Origin of the sequence: Glycomyces sambucus (genome assembly GCF_900102815.1) — a bacterium.
In the GTDB taxonomy this organism is placed as follows: domain Bacteria; phylum Actinomycetota; class Actinomycetes; order Mycobacteriales; family Micromonosporaceae; genus Glycomyces; species Glycomyces sambucus.
This window is the reverse complement of record NZ_FNGF01000002.1, coordinates 167,449-189,975: the sequence shown is the minus strand read 5'-3', so window position 1 is coordinate 189,975 and position 22,527 is coordinate 167,449. Positions and strand designations below refer to the sequence as shown.

Here is a 22,527-nt window from a genome sequence, read left to right as displayed (position 1 = left end):
CGCCTCAGATCCAGCCCGCTCCCTGAGCGATCCGGATCGCGTCGATGCGGCTGCGCGCGCCGGACTTGTGGATGGCGTTCGACAGGTAGTTCTGCACCGTCCCCACCCGCAGGAACAGCTTCTCGGCGATCTCGCCCGTCCGCGCACCGGTCGCCGCGAGCCCGAGGACTTCGCGCTCGCGCGGCGTGAGCGGGTTGGAGCGCGAGCGCAGGGCCGCCAGCGCGATCTCGGCGTCGATCACCGGCTCGCCGCGGCTCAGCCGGTGGATGGCCTCGACGAAGCGGTCGAAGGTCTCCCCGGTCGTCATGACCCCCACGCGCGGCGCGAACCGCGTCAGTTCGGGCCGGAACTCCATGGGCCGTCCGGGATCGAGGAGCAGCAGGACGTTCGAGTCCGGCAGCGCCGAGCACACCGAGGCCACATGCTCGTTGGGCAGTAAACCCGCCTCATGCACCAGGACGTGGGGCCGTATCCGGCGCGCGACCGCGATGACGTCCTCGTCGGACGGGACGTCGTGCACGGCCGTGATGCCCTGCGCCCCGTCGAGTCCGCGCGCGAGCGCGGTCCGCAGGAGGTCCTGGTCGTGCTTGAGGAGAACCCGGATCATCGGCACCCACCTGATCTGTGTCGGGCGGACGATGCCCCCACCGCGTCGTCCCCAAAAGTTCGGCCTTCAGCTTAGGGAGGTACCCACCAGTCGCGAAAGGACACTAAAGGCTGACGTAGTGTCTGATCATTGACATATCAGCATCTAGGCATGCAAGCGTTCATCATTCCTGGCAGGTGGACAGGTTGTGCTCCAACCGGACCAGGAGTGACGAGAGGGCACTGCGGTCGGCCTCAGTGAACCCCGCGCAGGTGATCTCGTCGAGGCGGCGCCAGGACTCCTCGATGCTGTCGAGGAGTTCGCGCCCCTTCGATGTGATGGCGACGACCGAGACGCGGCGGTCGACGGCGTCGGCGCGGCGCTCGACGAGGTCCTGCCGTTCGAGGCGCTGGAGCATCTTGGTGACGGTGGAGGGGTCGATGCCGAGTTCGAGGACGAGGCGCGACTGGCGGGTGGGGCCGTGGTCGGCGAGGCGGCCGAGCATGACCTCCTGGCCGGGGTAGAGGCCGATCTCGCGCAGGAGTCGCCCTGCGGCGGCGCGGTGGGCGCGGGCGACGCGGAAGAGGGCGTGGCCGATCTCGCCGACGCGCTGCTCGTCGTCGCACACGTCGCTTCCCGGTGCGCTGGTGGCGGTGCGGGTGGGTTCCATCGGGCAAGCCTAGCAATAGTTGGTCGGCCAATGATATTGTTGGCTGACCAACCTTCAAAGGAGGCCAACATGCCCGCAGTGACCGTGCCCGACATCCTCGCGCTGCCGCGTCTCGACGCGCCCGCGCTGGAGTCGCGCCCGCGCGCCGTGGCCAAGGTCGTCGACTCGATCCGCGCCCTCGAAGGCGGCGGCTTCCCCGTGCGGCGGCCGTTCCCCACGCCGAGCCTCATGGACGGCGGCGACCCGTTCCTCCTCCTCGACCACATGACCGCGGCCTACGAGCCGCACGAGGCCAAGGGCGCCCCGTGGCACCCGCACCGCGGCTTCGAGACCGTCACCTACCTCATGGACGGCACCTTCGTGCACACCGACTCCCACGGCGGGGGCGGGGTCATTCGCGGAGGCGATACCCAGTGGATGACCGCGGGTTCGGGGCTGCTGCACGACGAGCTGCCCTCGGAGAAGCTGGTCATGACCGGCGGGGTGTTCGACGGCGTGCAGCTGTGGGTCAACCTTCCCAAGCGCGCCAAGTGGAACCCGCCGAACTACCAGGACATCCGCGGGAACGGCCTGACGCTCGTCTCCTCCAGCGACGGCGGCGCACTGGTCCGGATCATCGCCGGGTCGGCCGCCGGTCACGAAGGGCCCGGGCGCACCTACACGCCGATCACGCTCGTCCACGCCTCGCTCTCACCGGGCGCGGAGGTCCGGATCCCCTGGCAGCACTCGTATTCGGCGATGGCCTTCGCGCTCCACGGCGACGGGTACGCCGGAGACGAGAAGCGGGCGCTGAAGGAGTCGCAGCTCGCGCAGTTCGCGCCGGGCGGCGACTACATCACCGTCGGCGCCGGACCCGAGCAGCACCACACGACCGGCGCCATGGAGGTCCTCCTCCTCGGCGGCGAGCCGATCAACGAGCCGGTCGCACGGTACGGGCCGTTCGTCATGAACACCCGGTCCGAGATCGTCCAGGCGGTCGAGGACTTCCAGGCGGGCCGGATGGGCGAGATCCCGGCCGGCCGGCAGGGCCGCGAGTTCGCGCCCGACCCGGAGGACCCGTGGCTGCCGGAGGTCCCCGGCGGCTGCGAGCAGCTCTGAGGCGCCTGAAGACGCTCAGTAGTGTGTGACATGGCACGGGCCCGTCCATTCCGGACGGGCCCGTGCTGTGTGACATGTGATGTGCTACTTGTACGCCGGTAATGCCGCCTGCGCCGGTCCCGAATCCGCGCCGAAACCGGGTTCGGCGGCGCCGCCCGGTCGCGGGCGGCACACCGCGGGATCGCTCGGGAGCGACCCGCTGCCAGTGTCGAGATCGCCGCTCGAATCGGCAGCGTTCCAGGCGGCGCCGGAGCCCGAAGCCCCGGTGAACCGCGCGGATCGGCCCGGATCGATCCGGCGGGCCGAAGCGGCCGCGCCCCGATCGCTCTTGCCAGGATCGCTCCTGCCCGGCTCGGCCGCGCCCAGCGCGCCCCGATCAGCGGCCCCCAGACCATCAACACCCGACTCTCCCGCGCTCCGATCAGCGGCACCCGGCCCGGCCGCGCGCAGGCCGGCCGCACCCGACTCCCCCAGATCGGCATCGAGGGCCGACGCCGCGCCGGAACCGGCGACGATCGCCCGCGGTTCCGCAGGATCGACCTCGTCGATGTGCTCGCCGACCTGGCTCCGCTGCCAGCGCTTGGCGACCCACCCCAAAACGAACCCGACCGCCAGGACCGTCAGCACCGACCCCAGCAGCGACTGCAGGCCCGGACCGGCGATCCAGGCGATGAGCAGGCCGAGGCTGACCGTGTACACCGCCCACAGCACCCCGCCGAGCGCCGCCATCCGCCCGTACGGCACACGACCGGCGCCGGCCGCGATCCACGCGAGTGTGGTGCGGCCGGCGGGAAGGAAGCGGGCGACGATCGTGGTGCGGTAGGGATGCCGCTCGACACTGCCCTGGAGCAGCTTCTCGAGCTTCAGCACCGCACCGCCCACCGTCCGCTGCGCGACCCGCGCGGCGAAGCCGGTCGGGCGCCGCCGCAGCCCGGCCCGCACCGCGCGGAACACCTTGTAGCCCATGAACTCGCCGAACCACGACGAGCCCGCCGCCCCGACGAGCAGCACGAGGATCAGCCACGGGTTCCCCAGCACGAGCCCCGCCGCGGCGGTCACCAGCGTCGCGCTCGGGAGCATCGGGACGAAGAAGTCCGCGGTGATCATGCCGATCAGGATCAGCAGCGCCCAGAAGAAGACCATGGGGTCCCCCGTTCACCGAACCCCCGCGGGGACCCGGGCCGGGGGTCGGCCCGAGTCCCCATCGGGGCTTCGGCTACTTGGTCGCTCCGACGAGCTCGCGCTCGTCCTCGGGGGCGTCCGCGGCGAGGTGCCGCTGCAGGCGCTCCCCTTCGACGTCGACGTTCGGCAGGATCCGGTCCAGCCACCGCGGGATCCACCACGCGCCCCGGCCCACCAGGGCCATGACCGCGGGGATGATCGCCATGCGGACCACGAACGCGTCGAACACGACCGCCGCGGCCAGCGCGAAGCCCATCGAGGCGATGAGCGACTCGGCGCTGAAGATGAACGCCGCGAACACGCTGATCATGATGAGCGCCGCCGCGACCACGACCCGCGAGGAGTGGCCGTAGCCCTCCACGATCGCGGCCTTGGGGTCGGCGCCGTGCACGTACGCCTCGCGGACCCGCGTGACCAGGAAGATCTGGTAGTCCATCGCGAGGCCGAAGACGAGGCCGATCATGAGGATCGGCATCATCGACATGATCGGACCCGGCTGGTCGACGTTGAACAGCTCGGCGCCCCAGCCCCACTGGAAGACCGCGACGAGCGCGCCCAGGGCCGCGAACACGCTGAGCATGAACCCGAGCGTGGCCATGACCGGCACCAGGATCGAGCGGAACACCAGCAGCAGGATGAGCGCCGCGAGGCCGACGACGATGAGCATGTACGGCAGCAGCGCGTCGTTGAGGTTGTCGGAGATGTCGATGTTGAGCGCGGTCGCGCCGGTGACGGCCCAGTCCGCGTCGGCGTCGTCGGCGAGGACGCCGCGGATGTCGTGGACGAGCTGGTTGGTCGCCTCGGCCGCGGGCGCGGTCTCGGGGATGACGGTGACCAGGAGCGTGTCGCCGGCCTCGTTGGGGACGGCCTGGCCGGTCACGGCGATGCCGTCGACGTCGCCGAGCGCGGCGGTCACGTCGGCCGCGGCGGTGGCCGCGTCGACGCCGTCGTGGAGGTCGCCGACGAGCATGAGCTGCCCGTTGAAGCCCTCGCCGAAGCCGTCGCTGATGAGCTCGTACGCCTGCCGCTGGGTGGTCTCCTCGCCGTAGGAGCTGGCGTCGGGGAGACCGAGTTCGAGGTCGGTGGCCGGGTAGGCGAGCGCGCCGAGGCCGACGATGCCGACGAGCGCCACGAGGATCGGGTGGCGGGTGACGAACCCGGCCCAGCGCTTGCCGCCGTTGGGCTTGCTGCCGTGGACGCCCGAGGCGATGCGGCGGCGCTGGCGGCCGGTGAAGATGCGCTTGCCGGCGAACCCGGCGAAGGCGGGCAGGAGCGTCACGGCGATGACCACGGCGATCGCGACGGTGACGGCGGCGGCCACGGCCATCTCGGTGAGGAACGGGATGTTCACGACCGACAGGCCCAGGAGGGCGACGATGACGGTGAGGCCGGCGAAGAACACGGCCGAGCCGGCGGTGCCGACGGCGCGGCCCATGGCGTCGGCGCGGGCCCGCTTGTCCTCGACGCGGCCGTCCTTGGCGAGTTCGGAGCGGTAGCGGGAGAGGATGAACAGCGCGTAGTCGATGCCGACGGCGAGGCCGATCATCGAGGCGAGGGTGCCGGTGGACTCGCTGACGTTCATGAAGGACGTGGCGGCGAGGATGCCCGCGGTGGTGAGCATGACGCCGAGGACGGCGGTGATGATCGGGAGTCCGGCGGCGAGGAGCGCGCCGAAGGTGATGATGAGGACGACGAGGGCGACGCCGATGCCGATGAGCTCGGTGGCGCTGGTCTCGGGCATGGCCTGGAGGACGTCGCCGCCGACTTCGACGCGGATGCCCTGGTCCTCGGCGTCCGCGACGGCGTCCTCGAGGTAGTCGACGGTGGACTCGTCGAGTTCCATGGAGGGCTCAGCGTAGGCGACCTGCATGACGCCGATGGTCTGGTCCTCGGCCGAGAGCATGCCGACCGGTTCGCCGTTCGGGCCGGTCGCGAGGGGACTGGTGACGCCGGCGATCTGCGGGGAGTCGGCCATGACGGCGGCGAGCGCGTCGACGGCCGCGGCGTTGGCCTCGGCGGTGAGGGGCTGCCCGTCTTCGGACTCGATGACGATCTGCGCGGTCCCGCCGTCGGCGTCCATCTCCGGGAAGCGTTCTTCGAGGAGGTCGAACGCCTCCTGGGACTCGGTGCCGGGGAGGACGAACTCGGGGTTCGTCTCCTGCTGGAGGGTGGCGGCTGCGGCGCCGACGCCGCCGACGACGAGGATCCAGACGGCGAGGACGAGCCAGCGCAGTCGGTAGGACCCTCTGCCGAGGCGGTAGAGGAAGGTGGCCACGGTGGGTGCTCCAATCGGATGATTGGCCGGCCCCGCCAGAGGGTGCGCTGCACGGCAGCGCGGTGGGTGTGTGTGCGGCGGGACCGGTCGGGTGGTGTTCGCCGACAGCGTCGTCGGCGGTGGGTTTCCTGGTGGTTCCTTGTTCAGTTGTGCGTTCGGGCGTCCGGGCGGTTCAGGTCGCGGGCGCGGGCGGCGGCTGGGTGATGCCGCGTTCGAAGAGTGCGAACGCCTCGGTGATGGCCTCGGCGAGGGTGCGTTCGCCGGGGTCGGAGAGCCAGTGCTCGGTCGAGGACTTCATGGTCACGAGGGCGGCGCCGAGGAGGAGCCGCGGGTAGAGGTCGTCCTTGCTGGTGCCGGTGGAGGCGGCGACGATGTCGATGGCCTCGGCGAACAGCTCCATGAACTGGCCGGACTGCTCTTTGATGAGGGAGGGCGAGGAGTGGATGAGCTGCTCGCGGCAGCGCATGTCGTCGATGTCGAACTTCTCGTCGAAGTGCATGTCGATCGTGGCGTCGCGGAAGGCGTCCCAGATCGGCTGGGTGCGGGCGCGCTCGCGCAGGTCGGCGAGGAGGCGGCCGGTGGTCTCGTGGAAGTCGTAGAGGAGCGCGGCTTCCTTGGAGGGGAAGTAGTTGTGGAAGGTGCGGGTGGAGACGCCGGCTTCGGCGGCGATCTCCTCGGCGGTGACCGACTCGATGCCCTCCTTGGCGATCGCCAGGCGCAGCGCTGCCTCGCTGAGGGCCGCCTTGGTGGCGGCCTTCTTGCGCTCGCGGAGTCCGGTCGATTCGGCCATGACGTAACACTAACGGGGGTCGCCGGTGTTCACAAGATGCCCAGGATGAAATTTTGCAGATCACGCAAGTTTGGCTATGTGAGAGGCGCCACGCACGTCACACCGGGCACGGTCCACTCGGTGACGGGCGGCCGCTCGCCGGTCGGGTCGACCCGCGTCACCACCCCGCCGTGCTGGCACGCGACCAGGAGCGTGCCGTCGCCGGTGAGCACCGCGTCGCGCGGCCACGCCGCGCCGACCGGGACCGACCGGACCAGCGTGCTCGTCGCCGGGTCGACCACGGCGAGCTGGTCGGGGCCGCGCACGGTGATGTAGACGAGGCCGCGCTCGGGGTCGGGGACCACCGCGGCCGGCAGCGACCCGGGGGCGTCCTCGTCGAGGCCGATGTCGGGCATCGCCGCGAAGTCCACGGCCTCACCCGTGGGCAGGGGCACCGCGGGCCCGAAAGAGAACGTGGCGGAGCGGTCGTCATAGGAGCCGACCGCGAACGCGTTCGCGAGCTCCCCCGCGATCACCGCCCGGTCGCCCACGAACGCGAGGTGGCGCGGCCCGAACCCGGGCTCGAGCTGCGTGGTCGCGGCCGGGGTCAGGGTGCCGTCCTCGCCGAGGTCGAGCGCGTGGATGCGGTCCGAGCCCAGGTCCACCACCAGCACGCGTGACATGTGACATACCACTTGGTGGGCGTGGGGGCCGGACTGGCGGTCGGGCACCGGGCCCGAACCGGAGAGCCGGAAGACGTCGGCGGCCTCGCCGAGCGTGCCGTCCTCCCCGATCGGCAGCGACGCGACCGAGGCGCCCGCGCCCTCACCGGAGCCGTAGTTCGCGACCAGCAGCCAGCGCCCCGACGGGTCCACCGTGGCGTGGCACGGGTTGTTGCCGCCGGTCGAGCGGCCCTGCCCGGCGCGGTCGAGCGCGAAGTCCTCGCTCAGGTGCCAGGCACCGGCGAAACCCGGCTCGGTCTCGGTCAGGGTGTAGACCGCTTCGGGCCCGACGTGGACCCACGACGGGTTCACCACCGCCGCCGGCTCGCCGAGCCCGTCGGGTCCGGCCGCGACCAGACCGGGGCCGCCTTCAGTGGTGTAGTCGCCAAGGAGGTACCGCATGCGCCAAATCCTAGCCGCCCCGTCACAGAGCGGCGCGGGCTCGGGCGCCCGGGCCCGTCGCGCGGCCGGGACCGGTCCGCCCCGGCAGGTCCTAGACTGGGGGCATGGGTCCAGAACGCGGAAATGACGAGCGGTGGCGCGAGAAGCTCACGCGCGACGAGTACCGGGTGCTGCGCGAAGGCGGCACCGAGGCGCCCTGGACGGGCGAGTACGTCGACGAGAAGCGCCGCGGCGTCTACCGCTGCCGCGCGTGCGGCGCCGAGCTGTTCGCGTCCGACACGAAGTTCGACTCCCGCTGCGGGTGGCCGTCCTTCTGGACGCCCATGGCCGGCGACAAGGTGCGGCTGCTCACCGACGACAGCCTCGGCATGCAGCGCACCGAGGTGCGCTGCGCCAACTGCGACTCGCACCTGGGCCACGTCTTCTACGGCGAGGGCTGGGACAACCCCGACGACGCTCGCTTCTGCATCAACTCGATCAGCCTGACGCTGGAGCCGGTCGAGGACCAGGCCGCTTAGGTATTTCGCTTGAGCCGCAACAAGTCTCGGTGCGGCATCATGATCGCCGCTTCGGTGCGGTCGCAAGAGCGCGACCGCACCGAAGCGGTGATCGCGCTCTGAGCTGGGGTCTTCCTCCTCGTCGAGCCCGCTGGGACTCGCATGGACGCGAGTCCCAGCGGGCTCGACGAGGGCGCGCTCGCGGCACCCGACTAAGCTCACCTTCGTGCCCTGCTCCGATGACGAAAGAGGCTGAGGGTGGAACCCGGGAACCTGATCGCTGGCCGTTACCGCCTTGAACAGCGCCTGGCGGCGGGCGGCATGGGCGAGGTGTGGCGCGGGACCGACACCCGGCTCAACCGCATCGTCGCCGTCAAACTGCTCCACTCCGGACTGTCCGGCAACGACCGGTTCCGGGCCCGGTTCCACCAGGAGGCGCAGGCGGTCGCCCAGCTCCAGTCCCCCGGGATCGTCGCCCTCTACGACTACGGCGAGGAGCACGCCCCCGAGGGCCTGGTCTCCTACCTCATCATGGAGCTCGTGCGCGGCCAGGCGCTCGACAACGTCCTGCGCCAGCGCAGGCGCCTGTCCCCCAACGAGACCCTGAAGATCATGGCCTCGGCCGCCGAAGCCCTCGACGTCGCGCACCAGGCCCACATCATCCACCGCGACATCAAGCCCGGCAACCTCCTCGTCAACGAGGACGGCAGCGTCAAGATCGTCGACTTCGGCATCGCCGCGGCCAAGGGCGGCGCCGGACTCACCGAGACCGGCACCGTCATGGGCACCCTCGCGTACGCCTCGCCCGAGCAGCTCCAAGGCTCGCAGCTCACCGGCGCGACCGACGTGTACTCGCTGGGCATCGTCGGCTACGAGGCCCTCGCCGGGCGCCCGCCGTTCGCGGGCAACGAGCCGACCGCCGCCATCGCCGGGCACCTCACCGGCCAGCCCGCCCCGCTCCCGGCCGACGTCCCCGGCCCGGTCGCCAACATCATCATGCGGTGCCTCGCGAAGGACCCGCGCCAGCGCTTCTCCTCGGCCGCCGAGCTCGCCCGCGTGTGCCGCGCCGGCGGCACCGGGGGCACGACCGCGATCCTCGCCTCTCCACCGCCCTCGCAGTCGCCGCAGTCCACGCGCGTCATGAGCCCCGCTGCCGGCGGGGCGATGGGCGCGGCCATGGGCGCCGGCGTCGTCGCCGCGCACACCAGCCCGATGCAGCAGCAGTTCCAGGACGACTACGGGCCCGCGGCGGGCACCGGCCAGTACCGCGCCGGCGGTGCCGGCGAGCGGCCGCTGCCGCCTCCGCGTGATGCGGAGCAGCCCAAGCGGAACCCGACCGGGCCGATCCTCGTCTCGATCGCGGGTGTCGCGGTCATCCTCATCGCCCTGTTCATGTGGTCCCCCTGGGACAACGAGGACGACGACCCGTCGGGCGCCGCCGAGGACACCGCCACGACCACCGCGGCCGCCGAGGAGGAGGCCACGACCTCCGAGGCCGAGGAGGACAGCCAGGGCGAGGACAACGGCGGGGAAGAGGAGGAGGACCAGAACACCGAGGAGGAGGAGCAGACCTCCGAGGACGAGCCTCCGCTCACCGACCTCGACGACTACACCGGCCAGGACGTCAGGGACGCCCTCGACGAGCTGGAGAACGAGGGCTTCAACGAGGTCTCGGTCTCGCCGCTCGCCCCCGAGGGCGAGGAGTACGACACCTGCGAGGTCGTCTCCCAGTCGCCCGAAGGCGGCGCCGAGGTCGGCTACGACACCCCGATCGAGCTGGAGTACATCGCCAACGACGACGCCTGCCCGGACGGGAACCTCGGCGGCGACGTCTGACCGCAGGTTCCCGCCCTCGGGCGGGGACCGCGGCACGCACAGTGAACCGCGTCCAGGCCGGACCGTGCAGGTGCCCCGCGCCGGGCCCGGCGGCGGTACGGCACACCCCTCCCGGCCGCGGGGCGGATCCGCGCCGGCTCGGCGACAATGGTCGGCATGCCGCAACCGCCCGCGCTGCCCGACCTGCCGATCCGGGAGTCGCTGCCCGCCCTGCTCGACGCCGTGGCGCGCACCGGGACCGCGGTCCTCGCCGCACCGCCCGGCACCGGGAAGACCACGCTCGCGCCGCTCGCCCTCGCCGGGCTCATCGACGCGGGCGCCGCGGACGGGTCGCGATATGTGACACGTGATATGTCACAGCGGCGGGTCCTCGTGGCCGAGCCGCGGCGGCTCGCCACGCGCGCGGCCGCCGCCCGCATGGCGGCTATCCTCGGCGAGAAGCCCGGCGAGCGGGTCGGGTTCCAGATCCGGGGCGAGACGCGCCGGTCCGCCGCCACCAGGGTCGAGGTCGTCACGACCGGGGTGCTGCTCAACCGGCTCCTGGCCGACCCCGAACTGCCCGGCGTCGATCTCGTGGTCCTGGACGAGTGCCACGAGCGGCACCTGGAGACCGACACCGCCTGCGCCTTCCTCATCGAGTCCCGGCAGGTCCTGCGGCCCGACCTCGGCCTCGTCGCCGCCTCCGCCACCGCCGACGTCGCACTGTGGACCGGCCTCCTCGCCGCGGACGCGGGGCCCGCGCCCGCCGTCGCCTCCGAGCCGATGCGCCACCCCGTCGCCATGCACTGGGTCCCGCCCCGCGAACGCCTCGACCCGCCCGACGGGCTGCGGGTCGACCCCAGGTTCCTCGGTCATGTGTCACATATCGTCGACCGGGCCCTGGACGCGGACGACGGCGACGTGCTGGTCTTCCTCCCCGGTGCCGCCGAGATCAGGCGCGTGGCCGACCAACTCAGACACCTTGATGCCGATATATATCAGTTGCACGGATCGGTGTCGCCGGCCGAGCAGGACCGCGCGATGCGCGCCGGGGACCGGCGCCGCGTCGTCCTCGCCACCGCCATCGCCGAGTCGAGCCTGACCGTGCCGGGGGTGCGGATCGTCGTGGACGCCGGGCTCGCGCGGCGCCCCGTCGTCGACCACGCCCGGGGGCTACCGGGCCTGACGACCACGCCCGCCTCCCGGGCCGCGGCCGACCAGCGCGCGGGCCGCGCCGGGCGCGAGGGACCCGGTGCGGTGTGGCGCTGCTGGAGCGAGGCCGAGCACCTGCGCCGCGCCGCCCAGCCCGTGCCCGACGTGGCCGCCGCCGACCTCACCGCGTTCCGCCTCCAGGCGGCCTGCTGGGGCACCCCCGTCGCCGAGCTCGCGCTGCCCGGCCCGCCCCCGGCGGGCGCGGTCGAAGCCGCCGAGGCGACCTTGCAAGCCTTGGGCGCCATCGACGACGATGGGGCGGCGACCGACCGCGGCCGCGTCCTCGCCAGGGCCGGGCTGCATCCGCGGCTGGCGCGGGCGCTCGTGGACGGCGCCGCGCGCGTCGGCTCCGTGAAGGCCGCCGAGGTCGCGGCCCTGCTCGGGCTCGACAAGCGCGGCCGCGGCGACGACCTGCTCGCACAATGGCGCCAGCTCCGCGCGAGCCGGGACCGGCAGTGGGAGCGGGAGGTGAAGCGCCTGTCCCGCACGGTCCCCGCGACCGACCGGCACGTGGGCGACGACGAGGCCGCGGCCACCGTGGTCGCGCTCGCGTTCCCCGAGCGGATCGCCAAGCGCAGCGGCGGCCAGTGGCTCACCGTCGGCGGCACCGGCGCGGTCTGCGCCGAGGGCTCCCCGCTGGCGGGCAGCGAATGGCTCGCGATCGCCGACGCCTCCCGGAACCCCGGCCGGGCCGCGGCCCAGGTCAGGGCGGGCGTGCCGATCGACGGCGGGCTCGCGCGCGAGATCGCGGGCGAGCGGCGCGAGGAGCGCGTCGCCTGGGACCGGGAGCGGCGCGACGTCGCCGCCCGGTCGGTGCGCATGGTCGGGGCGATCGAGGACGCGTCCGAACCGCTCCGGGACCCCGACCCGGCCCTCGTCGGCGCGGCGCTCCTCGACGGGCTCCGCGAGGAGGGCCTGGACGTGCTCAAGTGGACCGATGCGGCACGGCGGACGCGCGAGCGGATGGCGTTCTGCCACCGGGAGATCGGCGACCAGTGGCCGGACGTGTCCGACGCCGCGCTGCTGGCCTCCCCGGACTGGCTCGAACCGTGGTGGAGCCGCGCCCGGCGCCGCCGGGACCTGGAGCGGATCGAGGCGGGCGCCGCGCTCAGGAACCTGGTCCCGTGGTCGGAGGACCTGGAGCGGACCGCGCCGGTCCGGCTCCGCCTCGACAACGGCTCCGAGACCGCGGTCGACTACGCGACCGGGTGGCCGGTGGTGTCGATGAAGCTCCAGTTGTTCTTCGGCGCCGCCGCGATCCCGCGGATCGGCGGCGTCCAGGTGCGGGCGCACCTGCTCGACCCGGCCGGGCGGCCGCTCGCGGTGACCTCCGACCTCGCGTCGTTCTGGCAGGGGTCGTACCTGCAGGTGCGCAAGGAGATGCGCGGGCGGTATCCGAAGCACCCGTGGCCCGAGGACCCGGCGTCGGCCGCGCCGACCGCGTGGACGAACCGGCGGCTGCGCGGCGGCTAGCGGCCGTCCCGCCGATCAGGCGGCGTCGAGCCAGGTGTCGACCGGCAGGAGCATCCAGGTGCCCCAGAACGCGGCGGCGATCGTCGCGAGCATGAACACGAAGATCCAGAACGCGGCCGGGAACGGGGTGATCCCGGCGAGCTGGTCGGCGTCGGACTGGCCCGCGCCGCGCCCGCCGCGGCGGCGCGACCCCAGCTCCATGACGGGCTTGACGGCGCCGAGGAGCAGCAGCCACACGCCCGCGTAGGCGGCGACGGTCTGCACGATCGCGTTGCCGTACCAGGTCGCGGCGAACACGCCCGCGCCGACGACGAGGAGCGCCAGCGCGCCGTACCAGTTGCGGATGAACACGAGCATGACCGCCAGGAGCACCAGCGTGATCCACAGCAGCAGCACGATCCGGCCCGCGCCGACGAGGGCGGCGGCGCCGAGGCCGAGCAGGGCCGGGGCGGTGTAGCCGGCGACGAGGGTCATGGCGGCGCCGAAGCCGGTGGGGCGGCCGCGGGAGAAGGTGAGGCCGGAGGTGTCGGCGTGGAGGCGGATGCCGGTGAGGCGGCGGCGCATGAGGACCGCCATGAGGGCGTGGCCGCCTTCGTGGGCGATGGTGACCAGGCCGCGGCTCCAGCGCCAGACGGGCGCGGAGAGGACGGCCGCCGCCGCGGCGGCGAGGCACGCGAGCATGACGCCGACGGGCGGGGCGTCCTGCGTCTGGGTGAGGGTGTCGATGACGGACTCGATCGGTGCCACAGGACCTCGTCTTCGGGGTGAAACGGACGCGCGGTGAAGGATGATCCTAGCGGCGGGCATATGGTAGAGGAGGCAGAGGCACCTCCTCGTGGAAGGACGGCCCCATGGGCACCGACGACCGGCCCGATCCGCATCTGAGCTTCCTCGAGATGAGCGACCGTCTCGTGGAGGACCTGACGATGCACAATCTGCGGGCGCGGGACCGGATCCGGGAGGGGATCGCCTGGCTGGAGGCCCGCCGGGCGGACGCGGACGAGGACGAGCACGCCGACATCGAGATCCTCATCGCCCAGTGCCACGACGCGCTCAAGCGGATGGAGTCGCTGCGGGGCGCCTACCAGGACGTGCGGGCGATCAACGCGGCCGCGCACGCCGAGCACCTGGAGTGGCTGGACAAGCGGATCCTGGGCGGGACCGAGTCGCCGGAGGAGCGCATCGAGCGGCACCAGCGGCTGGAGCGGCTCCGGGAGGAGCGGCAGGCGCGCATGGGCGAGCTGCGGCGCCGGGCCGAGGAGGCGCAGCGGCCGCCGCAGAACGACGGCGAGGACGGCGCGCGCTAGCGCGGCCTCGCCGACTTGCTCCGCGCGGGCGTGCCGCCGACGGCGGTGCTTCCGGCGATGATGCTTCCGGCGCCGGTGCTTCCGGTGGCAGTGAGCCGCTGACCGGTTGGCGCCACCGGCCGGGACCGCACCGGCGGCGGACATTTCTCGCATTCGGACCGCATCGCCGATCGGTTGCGCTGCAAGGGCTTACCTCGGGCGCGATGACCGCCGAAGGTAACGTTTCGGCCACAACCCATTGACATGTGCCTATCGGTTGGGTACGAATGAGTCCTGGAACGAATGAGAGAGCGCTCTCTCATCTCGGCTCTGATCACTGATCGGACCGGAGAGAGCGCGATCTCTCCATCCCGGCAGAGGAGCCTTCATGGCAGACGTTCAGACCCCCGTACGCACGAGGACCGGGCGGCGGCTCGCCCGCGCGATCGCCGCCGTCACCGCAGGAGCCGCGCTCATCGCGAGCGTCGGCCTGGCCATCGCCAACGCCAACGCCCAGACCGAGGACGCCGCGGCCGCGCAGGCGTGGAACCTCGTCTGGTCCGACGAGTTCAACGGGTCGGCGGGCCAGCTGCCCTCGACCGCCAACTGGCAGTTCGACATCGGCCACGGCTACCCCGGCGGGCCCGGCAACTGGGGCACCGGCGAGATCGCCTACCACACCAACAATCCGGCGAACGTCTCCATGGACGGCTCGGGCAACCTCAAGATCACCGCGCTGCGCGACGGCGCGGGCGCGTGGACCTCCGCGCGCATCGAGACCGCCCGCGCCGACTTCAAGGCGCCCTCGGGCGGGACCCTCGCCATCGAGGGCCGCCTCCAGCTCCCCCAGGTCAGCGGGAACGCCGCCCTCGGGTACTGGCCGGCGTTCTGGGCCCTGGGCTCGCCGTTCCGCGGCAACTACTGGAACTGGCCGGGCATCGGCGAGTACGACATCATGGAGAACGTCAACGGGCAGAGCACCGTGCACGGCGTCCTGCACTGCGGCGTCGCCCCCGGCGGCCCCTGCAACGAGTTCAACGGCCTCGGCGCGACCACCCAGTGCGGCGGCAACTGCCACAACGGGTTCCACACCTACCGGTTCGAGTGGGACGACTCCGGCGCGTCGGGCCAGCTGCGCTGGTACGCCGACGGGCAGCTGTTCCACACCGTGAACGAGAGCGCCCTGCCCGCCGACACGTGGGCGTCGATGACGAACCACGCGGGGTACTTCATCCTGCTCAACCTGGCGATGGGCGGGGCCTTCCCCGACGGGGTCGCGGGCCACGCGACGCCGACCTCGGCGACGCAGCCGGGCGCCTCGATGCTCGTCGACTACGTGCGGGTCTACACCGCGGCCGGCTCGGGCGAGCCGACCGGGGAGCCGACCACGACGCCCGGCGGGGGCGGGAACCGCGACGCCTACGCCGCGATCGAGGCGACCTCGTTCGACGCGTCGTCGGCGAGCCTGCCGTCCTCGGGCGGGGCGATCGGCCCGCTGGGGAACGGCGACTGGGTCCGCTACGACGACGTGAACTTCGGGTCGACGGCGCCGCTGGACTTCATGGCGCGGGTCGCCTCCGGCGCCGCGGGCGGGGTGAGCGGCCTGATCGAGGTCAGGATCGACTCCCGGACGGCGACGCCGATCGGCTCGTTCGCCCTCGCGAACACCGGCGGGTGGACCTCGTGGAGCAACATCCCCGGGAACGTGTCCGCGGTGACCGGCGTCCATGACGTGTTCCTGACGTTCACCTCCGGCCAGCCCCAGGACTTCGTGTCCGTGGACCAGTTCCACTTCCGGCGCTGATCCGGCCCGGGGGTGCGGGCGGGCCGCGGCCTCTCCGGCCCGCCCGCCTCCCCGGGGCAGTGGCACGTCACATGTCACACATTGCTTGATTGAGCGACTCGAAGGGCGGCGATCGCCTCCGCCCAGAGAGCGCTCTCTCATCGCGCGCGAGCGTGAATCCCTCATCCGAATCCCGATGAACACAGTGGAGAACCAGTGAACACAAGCAGACCGATCCGCGCGGTGGCCCTCGCCGCGGCCCTCGTCACCGCGGCGGGCCTGACCGCCTGCTCCGGCGGGGACGACGACGGCAAGATCACCTTGAGCGTGGGCCTGTTCGGCGACTTCGGCTTCGGCCCGCTGTACGAGGAGTACTCGGAGCTCCACCCCGAGATCGAGTTCGAGGAGCGCATCGCCGAGTTCGCCGACCACCACACGAACCTGACCACGCACCTGGCGACCGGCTCCGGCGCGGCCGACATCGAGGCGGTCGAGGTCGGGTACATCTCGCAGTACACCGCCCAGCCCGACCGCTTCCACAACCTGCTCGACCTCGGCGCCGACGAGCTCGAAGGCCAGTGGCTCGACTGGAAGTGGCAGCAGGCGCTGTCGGCCGACGGCGAGTCGCTCATCGGCCTCGGCACCGACGTCGGCGGGATGGCCATGTGCTACCGCCGCGACCTGTTCGAGGCCGCCGGGCTCCCGGTCGAGCGCGACGAGGTCTCGGCCCTGTGGGCCGGGTCCTGGGTCGACTACGTCGCCGTCGGCGAGCAGTACACCGCCGACACCGGCGGGTTCTTCTTCGAGTCCTCCGGGAACATGTTCCGCGCCATGGTCGAGCAGGCCGAGGAGGGCGTGTACGACCGCGAGGACAACCTCATCGTCGAGTCGAACCCCGCGATCGGCGAGGCGTGGGACCTCACCGTCGACGCGATCGAGGCCGGCATGTCGAACCGGCTGACCGCGTGGACCCCGGAGTGGAACGCCGGGTTCAACGAGGGCACGTTCGCGACGATCATCTGCCCCGCGTGGATGACCTCCTACATCGAGACGAACGCGCCCGACGCGGCCGGCCTGTGGGACATCGCCACCGTGCCCGGCGGCGCCGGGAACATGGGCGGCTCGCACCTGGTCCTGCCCGAGCAGGGCGAGCACGCCGAGGAGGCGTACGAGTTCATCGAGTGGCTGACCGCACCCGAGCAGCAGCTCAAGGTGTTCGAGGCGACCGGGAACTTCCCGTCCACGCCGGAGCTGTACGAGGACCCGGCCCTGACGGGCCTGAGCAAGACGTACTTCAACGAGGCGCCGGTCGGCGAGATCTTCACCGCCGCCGCGCAGGCGGTGCAGCCGCAGTACCAGGGCCCGCTCCAGGGCGACGTGCTCGCCACGATCGGCCAGGGCCTCGGCCGCATCGAGGACGGCAGCCAGTCCCCTGAGGACGCCTGGAGCCAGGTGCTCTCGGATCTCGAATCGTTCTAGCCCCAGAGCGAGGGCGGCGGGCCCGCGGGCCCGCCGCCCGGCCCCTCGCGACCCGTGCCGCTCCGAGGCCGCCGATGCTCGAAGCACCGCCGCGGAGCACGTCTTCGCAGCGGTGTGTCGAAGCCCTGCCTCCCGGCATCCTGCACTCCGAGACCCTGCATTCCGAAACCCTGCCTCCTGAAACCCTGCCTCTCGAAACCCTGCCCACTCGAACCGTGTTCCGACCCACCGTGAAAGCGACCCGATGACCATCGCCGCCAAGGGGACCGGCGCGCGAGGCGGCCCCGCGGGCCTCCTGCGCTACCGCCTGGACCTGAAAGCCTCCCCGTACCTGTACATCGCCCCGTTCTTCGTGCTGTTCGCCGTGTTCGGGCTGTTCCCGCTGGCGTTCACCGCGTGGGTGTCGACCCACGAGTGGAGCCTGCTCTCCGACGACCACGTGTTCGTCGGGTTCGGGAACTACACGACGCTGCTGACCGACCCGTACTTCTGGAACGCCCTCGGCAACACCATGTCGATCCTCCTGCTGGCGACGGTGCCGCAGCTGCTGGCCGCGCTCCTGCTGGCGCACCTGCTCACCATGCGGCTGCGCGCGCAGACGTTCTGGCGCATGGGGATGCTCCTGCCGAACGTCGCCTCCGTGGTCGCGGTCGCGGTGATCTTCAGCCAGCTGTTCGGCCGCGACTTCGGGCTCATCAACTGGGTCCTGGAGTCCCTGGGCGCGGGCCGCATCGACTGGCAGGCCGGCAGTGCCACGTCACATATCGCCATCGCGGTCATGGTGGCGTGGAAGTGGACCGGCTACAACGCCCTCATCTACCTCGCCGCGATGCAGGCCGTGCCGCGCGAGGTGTACGAGGCCGCGCACCTCGACGGCGCCTCCCGCATGCAGCAGCTGTTCCACGTGACGGTGCCGATGATCCGGCCCACCATCGTGTTCACGGTGATCGTCTCGACGATCTACGGGCTCCAGATCTTCGCCGAGCCGCAGCTGTTCGGCGGCGGCGGGCAGAACGGCGTCACCGGCGGCGCCTCCCGCCAGTTCCAGACGCTCACGCTCTACCTGTACGAGCACGGCTTCAACCGCGGCTTCGAGTTCGGGTACGCCTCGGCCGTGGCCTGGACGATGTTCGCCGTCATCGTCCTCGTCGCCCTCCTCAACTACCTGTTCATCCGCCGCATCAGGAGCGCCTCGTGACCGCCGACCTCATCGACCGCACCGCCGACGACTCCCGGCGGGCGGACCGCGCACCCGCGCCGCGGCCCGGCCGCCGGGCCCGGGCCCGCCTGCGCGCCCTGCGCGAGCAGCCCGGACGCCTGACCTACCTGACCCTGGTCGCGGTCCTGTTCTTCTCGGGGTTCCCGCTGTACTACAGCTTCGTGGTGGCCTCGCGGGACAACTCGGCGCTCGCCACCGTCCCGCCGCCGGTGCTGCCGGGCGCAAACCTCGTCGAGAACGTCCAGCGCGTGTTCGACACGGTCCCGTTCGGGACCGCCCTGCTCAACTCGGTGCTGGTGAGCGGCAGCGTGACCGCCTCGGTGGTGTTCTTCTCGACGCTCGCCGGGTTCGCGTTCGCGAAGCTGGAGTTCAAGGGCGCCAAGGTGCTCCTGGTGGCGGTCGTGGCGACCATGATGGTCCCGGTGCAGCTCGGCGTCATCCCGCTGTTCATGCTCATGGTGGAGCTGGAGTGGACGGACACGCTGTGGGCGGTGATCGCGCCGGGCCTGGTGAACGCGTTCGGCGTGTTCTTCATGACCCAGTACCTGCGCGGCGCGCTCCCGGGCTCGCTCATCGAGTCGGCCCGTATGGACGGGGCCTCGACGTTCCGGATCTTCTGGCAGATCGTCATGCCCGCGGCCCGGCCGGCGGCCGTCGTCCTCGGGGTCCTGACGTTCCTGACCGCCTGGAACGACTACTTCTGGCCCCTCATCGTCCTCTCCAGCCCCGAGACGCAGACGGTGCAGGTGGCGCTGTCGACGCTGTCGGGCGGTTACGTGACCGACCAGTCGCTCGTCCTGACCGGGACGATGCTGGCTACGCTTCCTCTGCTGGCGGTGTTCGCGCTCTTGGGCAAGTACATGATCAGCGGGATCATGCAGGGTGCGGTCAAAGGCTGACACGGAGACGGAGGCGGACGCGATGCGGCGTGCGGAAGCGGGGCCGGTGCGGAGCCCGCGCCTGGGGCGGCCGACCCTGGAGGAGGTCGCCGAGCGGGCGGGGGTGTCGCGCGCGACGGTCTCGCGGGTGGTGAACGGGCAGACCACGGTGAACGAGGACCTGCGGCGGGCCGTGGAGGCCGCCGCCGACGAGCTCGGGTACGTCCCGCACGCCGCCGCGAGGTCGCTGGTGACGCACCGGACGGACTCGGTGGCGCTCATCCTCCCGGAGTCCCCGAACCGCGTGTTCTCGGACGACCAGTTCTTCCCGAGCGTCATCCGCGGCGTCGCCACCGAGCTCGACGCGGCCGGGAAGCTCTTGGTGCTCATGACGACCGGGTCGGCCGAGGCGCGCCAGCGCGCGGAGCGGTACGCGGTGGGCGGTCACGTCGACGGCGTCATGTTCGCGTCGCTGCACGACGCGGACCTGCTGCCTGAGCTGATGATCCGGCGGGGCGTGCCGGTGGTGTGCAACGGGCTGCCGCAGCTGGAGGCGCCGTGCATCGACGTCGACCACCTGGGCGGGGTGCGGGCGGCGGTGGAGTACCTGATCGCGCAGGGCCGGCGGCGGATCGCGTCGATCGCGGGGCCGCTGGACATGGTGGCGGGGCGGGCGCGCCTGGACGGGTACCGGGAGGCGCTCGCGGCCGCGGACCGGCGTTCGATCGTGGCGGTCGGCGACTTCACGGCGGAGTCGGGGCAGGCGGCGATGCGGCAGCTCCTGGCGGACGAGCCGGAGCTGGACGCGGTGTTCGTCGCGTCGGACCTGATGGCGCACGGGGCGCTCCAGGCGCTGCGCGAGGCGGGGCGGCGGGTGCCTGAGGACGTGGCGGTGGTGGGGTTCGACGACATCGCCTTGGCGACGTACTCGGATCCGCCGTTGACGACGGTGCGGCAGCCGATCGCGGAGATCGGGCGGACGATGGCCCGGACGATGCTGCGGCTGCTGGAGGGCGGCGAGGTGTCGCCGATGACGATCCTGCCGACGGAGCTGGTGATCCGCGAGTCGGCGTGAGCGCACGTTCATGAAGGATGCGGACGTGAAGGACACGGTCGTAAGGGACATGGTTGTAAAGGACACGGTCGAGAAGCGCCCGGTGCGTGCGGCGGTGACGCCGGTTCCGCGGGGGCGAGGCCGTTGAGACGCAGTGGAGCCCGGCCCGCTGCTGCGGGCCGGGCTTCCGGTCGTTCGTGTCCTGTTGTCCGGTTGGTGGCCGCTCGCCGCGCGCCCTGAGGGCGCGTGCGGGGCGGCCTGGCTAGGTGAAGACGCTCACCCCGCCGGGGCCGACCAGCAGGCCGACGATGATGACCACGATCCCGAGGAGCACCTGGCCTCGGAAGATCATGTAGATACCGTAAACCACGAGTAGGACCGCGAGGATCCAGAGAATCAATGCCATGCGGTCCGTATACCCATAGGCCGAAGGAATATGTCTACATTCCTCGGATTCGCTTCGCGGAGTTCGCCGCGAGCGGGCCGGGGATGTCGGTGGGTCGTGGTCCACTGGTGGCGTGGAGGTCGCTCTGGTGCACGGGAGGGCCGGGGAGGGCTGGACGATGCCCCTGCCCGGCGGGGCCGTGGCGTACCACGCGGACCTGGCGGCGGCGGTGAGCGAGGCGGAGGCGGCCGGTGCGCCGCGGTGGGTGGTGGCGGACGGTGCGCGGGACTACCCGCCGCTGCTGGAGGCGGGGGCGCGCCTGGACCGGATGCGGGACCTGCGCCTGGCCGAGCGGATCCTGTCGCGGGTGGAGGCGCACGAGCCGCCGGCGTACGTGGTGGCGTCCGATCCCGACGCGGGGACGCTGTTCGAGCGGGAGCCGGAGCCGGTCGACGGTCCGGCCGAGCTGGTGCGGCTCCAGGCGGCGTGGCTGGACCAGCGGCGGCGGACGGCGAACGCGGCGATCCCGGGCCTGGGGGCACTGCTGGCGGCGGAGTCGGCGGGGGCCCTGGTGGCGGCGGAGATGGGGCGGACGGGGGTGCCGTTCGACCGGGAAGTGCACGACCGGCTGCTGCGGGACCTGCTGGGGCCGCGGCCGTCGAAGGGGCTGCGGCCGCGGAAGCTCCAGGCGCTGGCGGACCGGGTGGCGGAGGCGTTCGGGCACCAGTTGAACCCGGACTCGACGAAGCAGGTGCTGGCGGCGTTCCATGCGGCGGGGGTCGAGGTGAAGACGACGCACGCGTGGGAGCTGCACGCGGTGGACCATCCGGCGGTGGAGGCGCTGAAGGTGTACCGGGAGCACGCGCGGGTGTGGGGGGCGTTCGGGTGGAACTGGGCGGACGCGTGGGTGTTCGACGCGCCGGAGCCCGTGGGCGGGCGGGTGGTGAGCCGGTTCCGGCCGGTGTACATCGTCGGCGGGGCCGATACGGGGCGGTGGGGCACGGACGGGGGCGGGGCGCTGCAGCTCCCCCATTCGGTGCGGGAGGCGATCCGGGCGGACCCGGGGTGGAAGCTGGTGGCGGCGGACGCGGCGCAACTGGAGCCGCGGCTGCTGGCGGCGATCAGCGGCGACCGGGCGATGGTGGCGGCGACGGCCGCCGACGACCTGTACACGGAGCTGGCGCCGAGCCTGGGCGGGGAGCGGTCGAAGGCGAAGATCGCGTTGATCTCGGCGATGTACGGGGGGACGGCGGGGGACGCGCGGCAGCTGGTGCAGCTCATGCGGGACCGGTTCCCGGCGGCGTTCGAGAAGGTCGAGTCGGCGGCGCGCACGGGTGAGAAGGGCGGGCTGGTGCGCACGTGGCTGGGGCGGACGGTGCCGGCGCCGTCGGAGCGGTGGTGGCGGGCGCTGAGCTCTGAGGACGGCACGCGGTCGTCGGCGAGCCGGGGCCGGTTCACGCGGAACTTCATCGTGCAGGGGACGGCCGCGGAGTGGGCGCTGGTGCTGCTGGCGCTGCTGCGGCACGAGCTGTACGAGCGGGACCTGGGCGAGCTGGTGTTCTTCCTCCACGACGAGGTGATGGTCCACTGCCCGCAGGAGCACGCGGCGGCGGTCTCGGCGGCGATCGAACGCGCGGCGGAGGAGGCCACCCGGACGCTCTTCGGCACCCTCCCGGTGCGCATCCCGCTGCGCCCCAAGGTCGTGGACAGCTACTCCGAAGCGAAATGACCGGCAGGCCCCC

General features: G+C 72.3%; 19 protein-coding genes. 11 read left to right on the top strand and 8 right to left on the bottom strand.

Translation table 11 applies throughout. The features are described 5' to 3' along the window. Nucleotides 1-4: 4 nt before the first annotated feature. Together BLS99_RS06050 and BLS99_RS06045 are read right to left on the bottom strand one after the other, a co-directional pair. On the bottom strand, nt 5-607 hold the full coding sequence (locus BLS99_RS06050; protein WP_091045356.1) for a response regulator transcription factor: 603 nt from the start codon (nt 605-607) through the stop codon (nt 5-7). Nucleotides 608-770: 163 nt separating this feature from the next. Continuing rightward, nucleotides 771-1,256 carry a MarR family winged helix-turn-helix transcriptional regulator gene (locus BLS99_RS06045; RefSeq protein WP_091045352.1) on the bottom strand — a complete coding sequence of 162 codons (486 nt, stop codon included), beginning with the start codon at nt 1,254-1,256 and terminating at the stop codon, nt 771-773. 69 nt (nt 1,257-1,325) lie between these two features. On the opposite strand from BLS99_RS06045, the gene BLS99_RS06040 reads away from it, so the two are divergent. Continuing rightward, complete coding sequence (locus BLS99_RS06040; protein ID WP_091045349.1) at nt 1,326-2,354, top strand: pirin family protein; 1,029 nt, start codon at nt 1,326-1,328, stop codon at nt 2,352-2,354. A gap of 84 nt (nt 2,355-2,438) precedes the next feature. Here BLS99_RS06040 and BLS99_RS06035 read toward each other — a convergent pair whose 3' ends face one another. From BLS99_RS06035 to BLS99_RS06020, 4 genes are all read right to left on the bottom strand, one after another. Next, nucleotides 2,439-3,497, bottom strand: a complete 1,059-nt coding sequence (locus tag BLS99_RS06035) for a DedA family protein (RefSeq protein WP_091045346.1) — start codon at nt 3,495-3,497, stop codon at nt 2,439-2,441. Nucleotides 3,498-3,570: 73 nt separating this feature from the next. Beyond that, on the bottom strand, nt 3,571-5,811 hold the full coding sequence (locus tag BLS99_RS06030) for an MMPL family transporter (RefSeq protein ID WP_091045343.1): 2,241 nt from the start codon (nt 5,809-5,811) through the stop codon (nt 3,571-3,573). A gap of 172 nt (nt 5,812-5,983) precedes the next feature. Then, on the bottom strand, nt 5,984-6,601 hold the full coding sequence (locus tag BLS99_RS06025; protein WP_091045340.1) for an acyl-CoA-like ligand-binding transcription factor: 618 nt from the start codon (nt 6,599-6,601) through the stop codon (nt 5,984-5,986). A 74-nt stretch (nt 6,602-6,675) separates the two neighbouring features. Continuing rightward, nucleotides 6,676-7,704, bottom strand: a complete 1,029-nt coding sequence (locus tag BLS99_RS06020; protein WP_091045337.1) for a lactonase family protein — start codon at nt 7,702-7,704, stop codon at nt 6,676-6,678. A gap of 104 nt (nt 7,705-7,808) precedes the next feature. Between BLS99_RS06020 and msrB the strand changes: the two genes are divergently transcribed. The 3 genes from msrB (at nt 7,809) to hrpB (ending at nt 12,701) form a co-directional block, all read left to right on the top strand. Then, nucleotides 7,809-8,222, top strand: coding sequence for a peptide-methionine (R)-S-oxide reductase MsrB (msrB, locus tag BLS99_RS06015; protein ID WP_091045334.1), 414 nt, complete (start codon nt 7,809-7,811; stop codon nt 8,220-8,222). 237 nt (nt 8,223-8,459) lie between these two features. After that, a complete protein-coding gene (locus BLS99_RS06010) occupies nt 8,460-10,037 on the top strand; it encodes a serine/threonine protein kinase (protein WP_143034702.1) in 1,578 nt (525 codons plus the stop codon). Between the two features lie 156 nt (nt 10,038-10,193). Then, a complete protein-coding gene (hrpB, locus tag BLS99_RS06005) occupies nt 10,194-12,701 on the top strand; it encodes an ATP-dependent helicase HrpB (RefSeq protein WP_091047686.1) in 2,508 nt (835 codons plus the stop codon). A gap of 15 nt (nt 12,702-12,716) precedes the next feature. Here the strand turns inward: hrpB and BLS99_RS06000 are convergent, their stop codons facing one another. Beyond that, nucleotides 12,717-13,448, bottom strand: coding sequence for a M50 family metallopeptidase (locus tag BLS99_RS06000; protein WP_218126308.1), 732 nt, complete (start codon nt 13,446-13,448; stop codon nt 12,717-12,719). Nucleotides 13,449-13,552: 104 nt separating this feature from the next. Between BLS99_RS06000 and BLS99_RS05995 the strand changes: the two genes are divergently transcribed. The 6 genes from BLS99_RS05995 to BLS99_RS05970 all read left to right on the top strand — a co-directional run bounded on the left by BLS99_RS05995 (nt 13,553) and on the right by BLS99_RS05970 (nt 20,421). Continuing rightward, on the top strand, nt 13,553-14,008 hold the full coding sequence (locus BLS99_RS05995) for a hypothetical protein (protein WP_091045324.1): 456 nt from the start codon (nt 13,553-13,555) through the stop codon (nt 14,006-14,008). Nucleotides 14,009-14,375: 367 nt separating this feature from the next. After that, entirely contained in the window at nt 14,376-15,791 is a 1,416-nt protein-coding gene (locus tag BLS99_RS05990) for a glycoside hydrolase family 16 protein (RefSeq protein ID WP_091045320.1), read from the top strand. Nucleotides 15,792-15,986: 195 nt separating this feature from the next. Continuing rightward, complete coding sequence (locus tag BLS99_RS05985; RefSeq protein WP_218126307.1) at nt 15,987-17,249, top strand: ABC transporter substrate-binding protein; 1,263 nt, start codon at nt 15,987-15,989, stop codon at nt 17,247-17,249. Between the two features lie 244 nt (nt 17,250-17,493). Next, nucleotides 17,494-18,447 (top strand): carbohydrate ABC transporter permease, encoded by a 954-nt coding sequence (locus BLS99_RS05980; RefSeq protein WP_091045316.1) that lies wholly within the window; start codon nt 17,494-17,496, stop codon nt 18,445-18,447. Next, a complete protein-coding gene (locus BLS99_RS05975) occupies nt 18,444-19,367 on the top strand; it encodes a carbohydrate ABC transporter permease (protein ID WP_245712169.1) in 924 nt (307 codons plus the stop codon). Before BLS99_RS05980 ends, BLS99_RS05975 begins: the two co-directional genes overlap by 4 nt. 22 nt (nt 19,368-19,389) lie before the next feature. Then, nucleotides 19,390-20,421, top strand: a complete 1,032-nt coding sequence (locus BLS99_RS05970; protein ID WP_091047678.1) for a LacI family DNA-binding transcriptional regulator — start codon at nt 19,390-19,392, stop codon at nt 20,419-20,421. A 241-nt stretch (nt 20,422-20,662) separates the two neighbouring features. On the opposite strand, the gene BLS99_RS26050 is transcribed toward BLS99_RS05970, so the two are convergent. Further along, nucleotides 20,663-20,806, bottom strand: coding sequence for a GPGG-motif small membrane protein (locus tag BLS99_RS26050; RefSeq protein ID WP_176953224.1), 144 nt, complete (start codon nt 20,804-20,806; stop codon nt 20,663-20,665). A gap of 112 nt (nt 20,807-20,918) precedes the next feature. Here BLS99_RS26050 and BLS99_RS05965 point away from each other — a divergent pair, with 112 nt between their 5' ends. After that, a complete protein-coding gene (locus tag BLS99_RS05965; RefSeq protein WP_218126306.1) occupies nt 20,919-22,514 on the top strand; it encodes a bifunctional 3'-5' exonuclease/DNA polymerase in 1,596 nt (531 codons plus the stop codon). The last annotated feature ends 13 nt before the right edge of the window (nt 22,515-22,527 follow it).

What these genes read in the sequence shown, in the direction of transcription:
- BLS99_RS05970 (WP_091047678.1), top strand. Translation starts at nt 19,390, where the DNA reads ATGCGGCGTGCGGAAGCGGGGCCGGTGCGGAGCCCGCGCCTGGGGCGG.
- BLS99_RS06045 (WP_091045352.1), bottom strand. Translation starts at nt 1,256, where the DNA reads ATGGAACCCACCCGCACCGCCACCAGCGCACCGGGAAGCGACGTGTGC.
- BLS99_RS06050 (WP_091045356.1), bottom strand. Translation starts at nt 607, where the DNA reads ATGATCCGGGTTCTCCTCAAGCACGACCAGGACCTCCTGCGGACCGCG.
- msrB (WP_091045334.1), top strand. Translation starts at nt 7,809, where the DNA reads ATGGGTCCAGAACGCGGAAATGACGAGCGGTGGCGCGAGAAGCTCACG.
- BLS99_RS05980 (WP_091045316.1), top strand. Translation starts at nt 17,494, where the DNA reads ATGACCATCGCCGCCAAGGGGACCGGCGCGCGAGGCGGCCCCGCGGGC.
- BLS99_RS05990 (WP_091045320.1), top strand. Translation starts at nt 14,376, where the DNA reads ATGGCAGACGTTCAGACCCCCGTACGCACGAGGACCGGGCGGCGGCTC.
- BLS99_RS26050 (WP_176953224.1), bottom strand. Translation starts at nt 20,806, where the DNA reads ATGGCATTGATTCTCTGGATCCTCGCGGTCCTACTCGTGGTTTACGGT.
- BLS99_RS05995 (WP_091045324.1), top strand. Translation starts at nt 13,553, where the DNA reads ATGGGCACCGACGACCGGCCCGATCCGCATCTGAGCTTCCTCGAGATG.
- BLS99_RS06035 (WP_091045346.1), bottom strand. Translation starts at nt 3,497, where the DNA reads ATGGTCTTCTTCTGGGCGCTGCTGATCCTGATCGGCATGATCACCGCG.
- hrpB (WP_091047686.1), top strand. Translation starts at nt 10,194, where the DNA reads ATGCCGCAACCGCCCGCGCTGCCCGACCTGCCGATCCGGGAGTCGCTG.
- BLS99_RS06025 (WP_091045340.1), bottom strand. Translation starts at nt 6,601, where the DNA reads ATGGCCGAATCGACCGGACTCCGCGAGCGCAAGAAGGCCGCCACCAAG.
- BLS99_RS06020 (WP_091045337.1), bottom strand. Translation starts at nt 7,704, where the DNA reads ATGCGGTACCTCCTTGGCGACTACACCACTGAAGGCGGCCCCGGTCTG.
- BLS99_RS06040 (WP_091045349.1), top strand. Translation starts at nt 1,326, where the DNA reads ATGCCCGCAGTGACCGTGCCCGACATCCTCGCGCTGCCGCGTCTCGAC.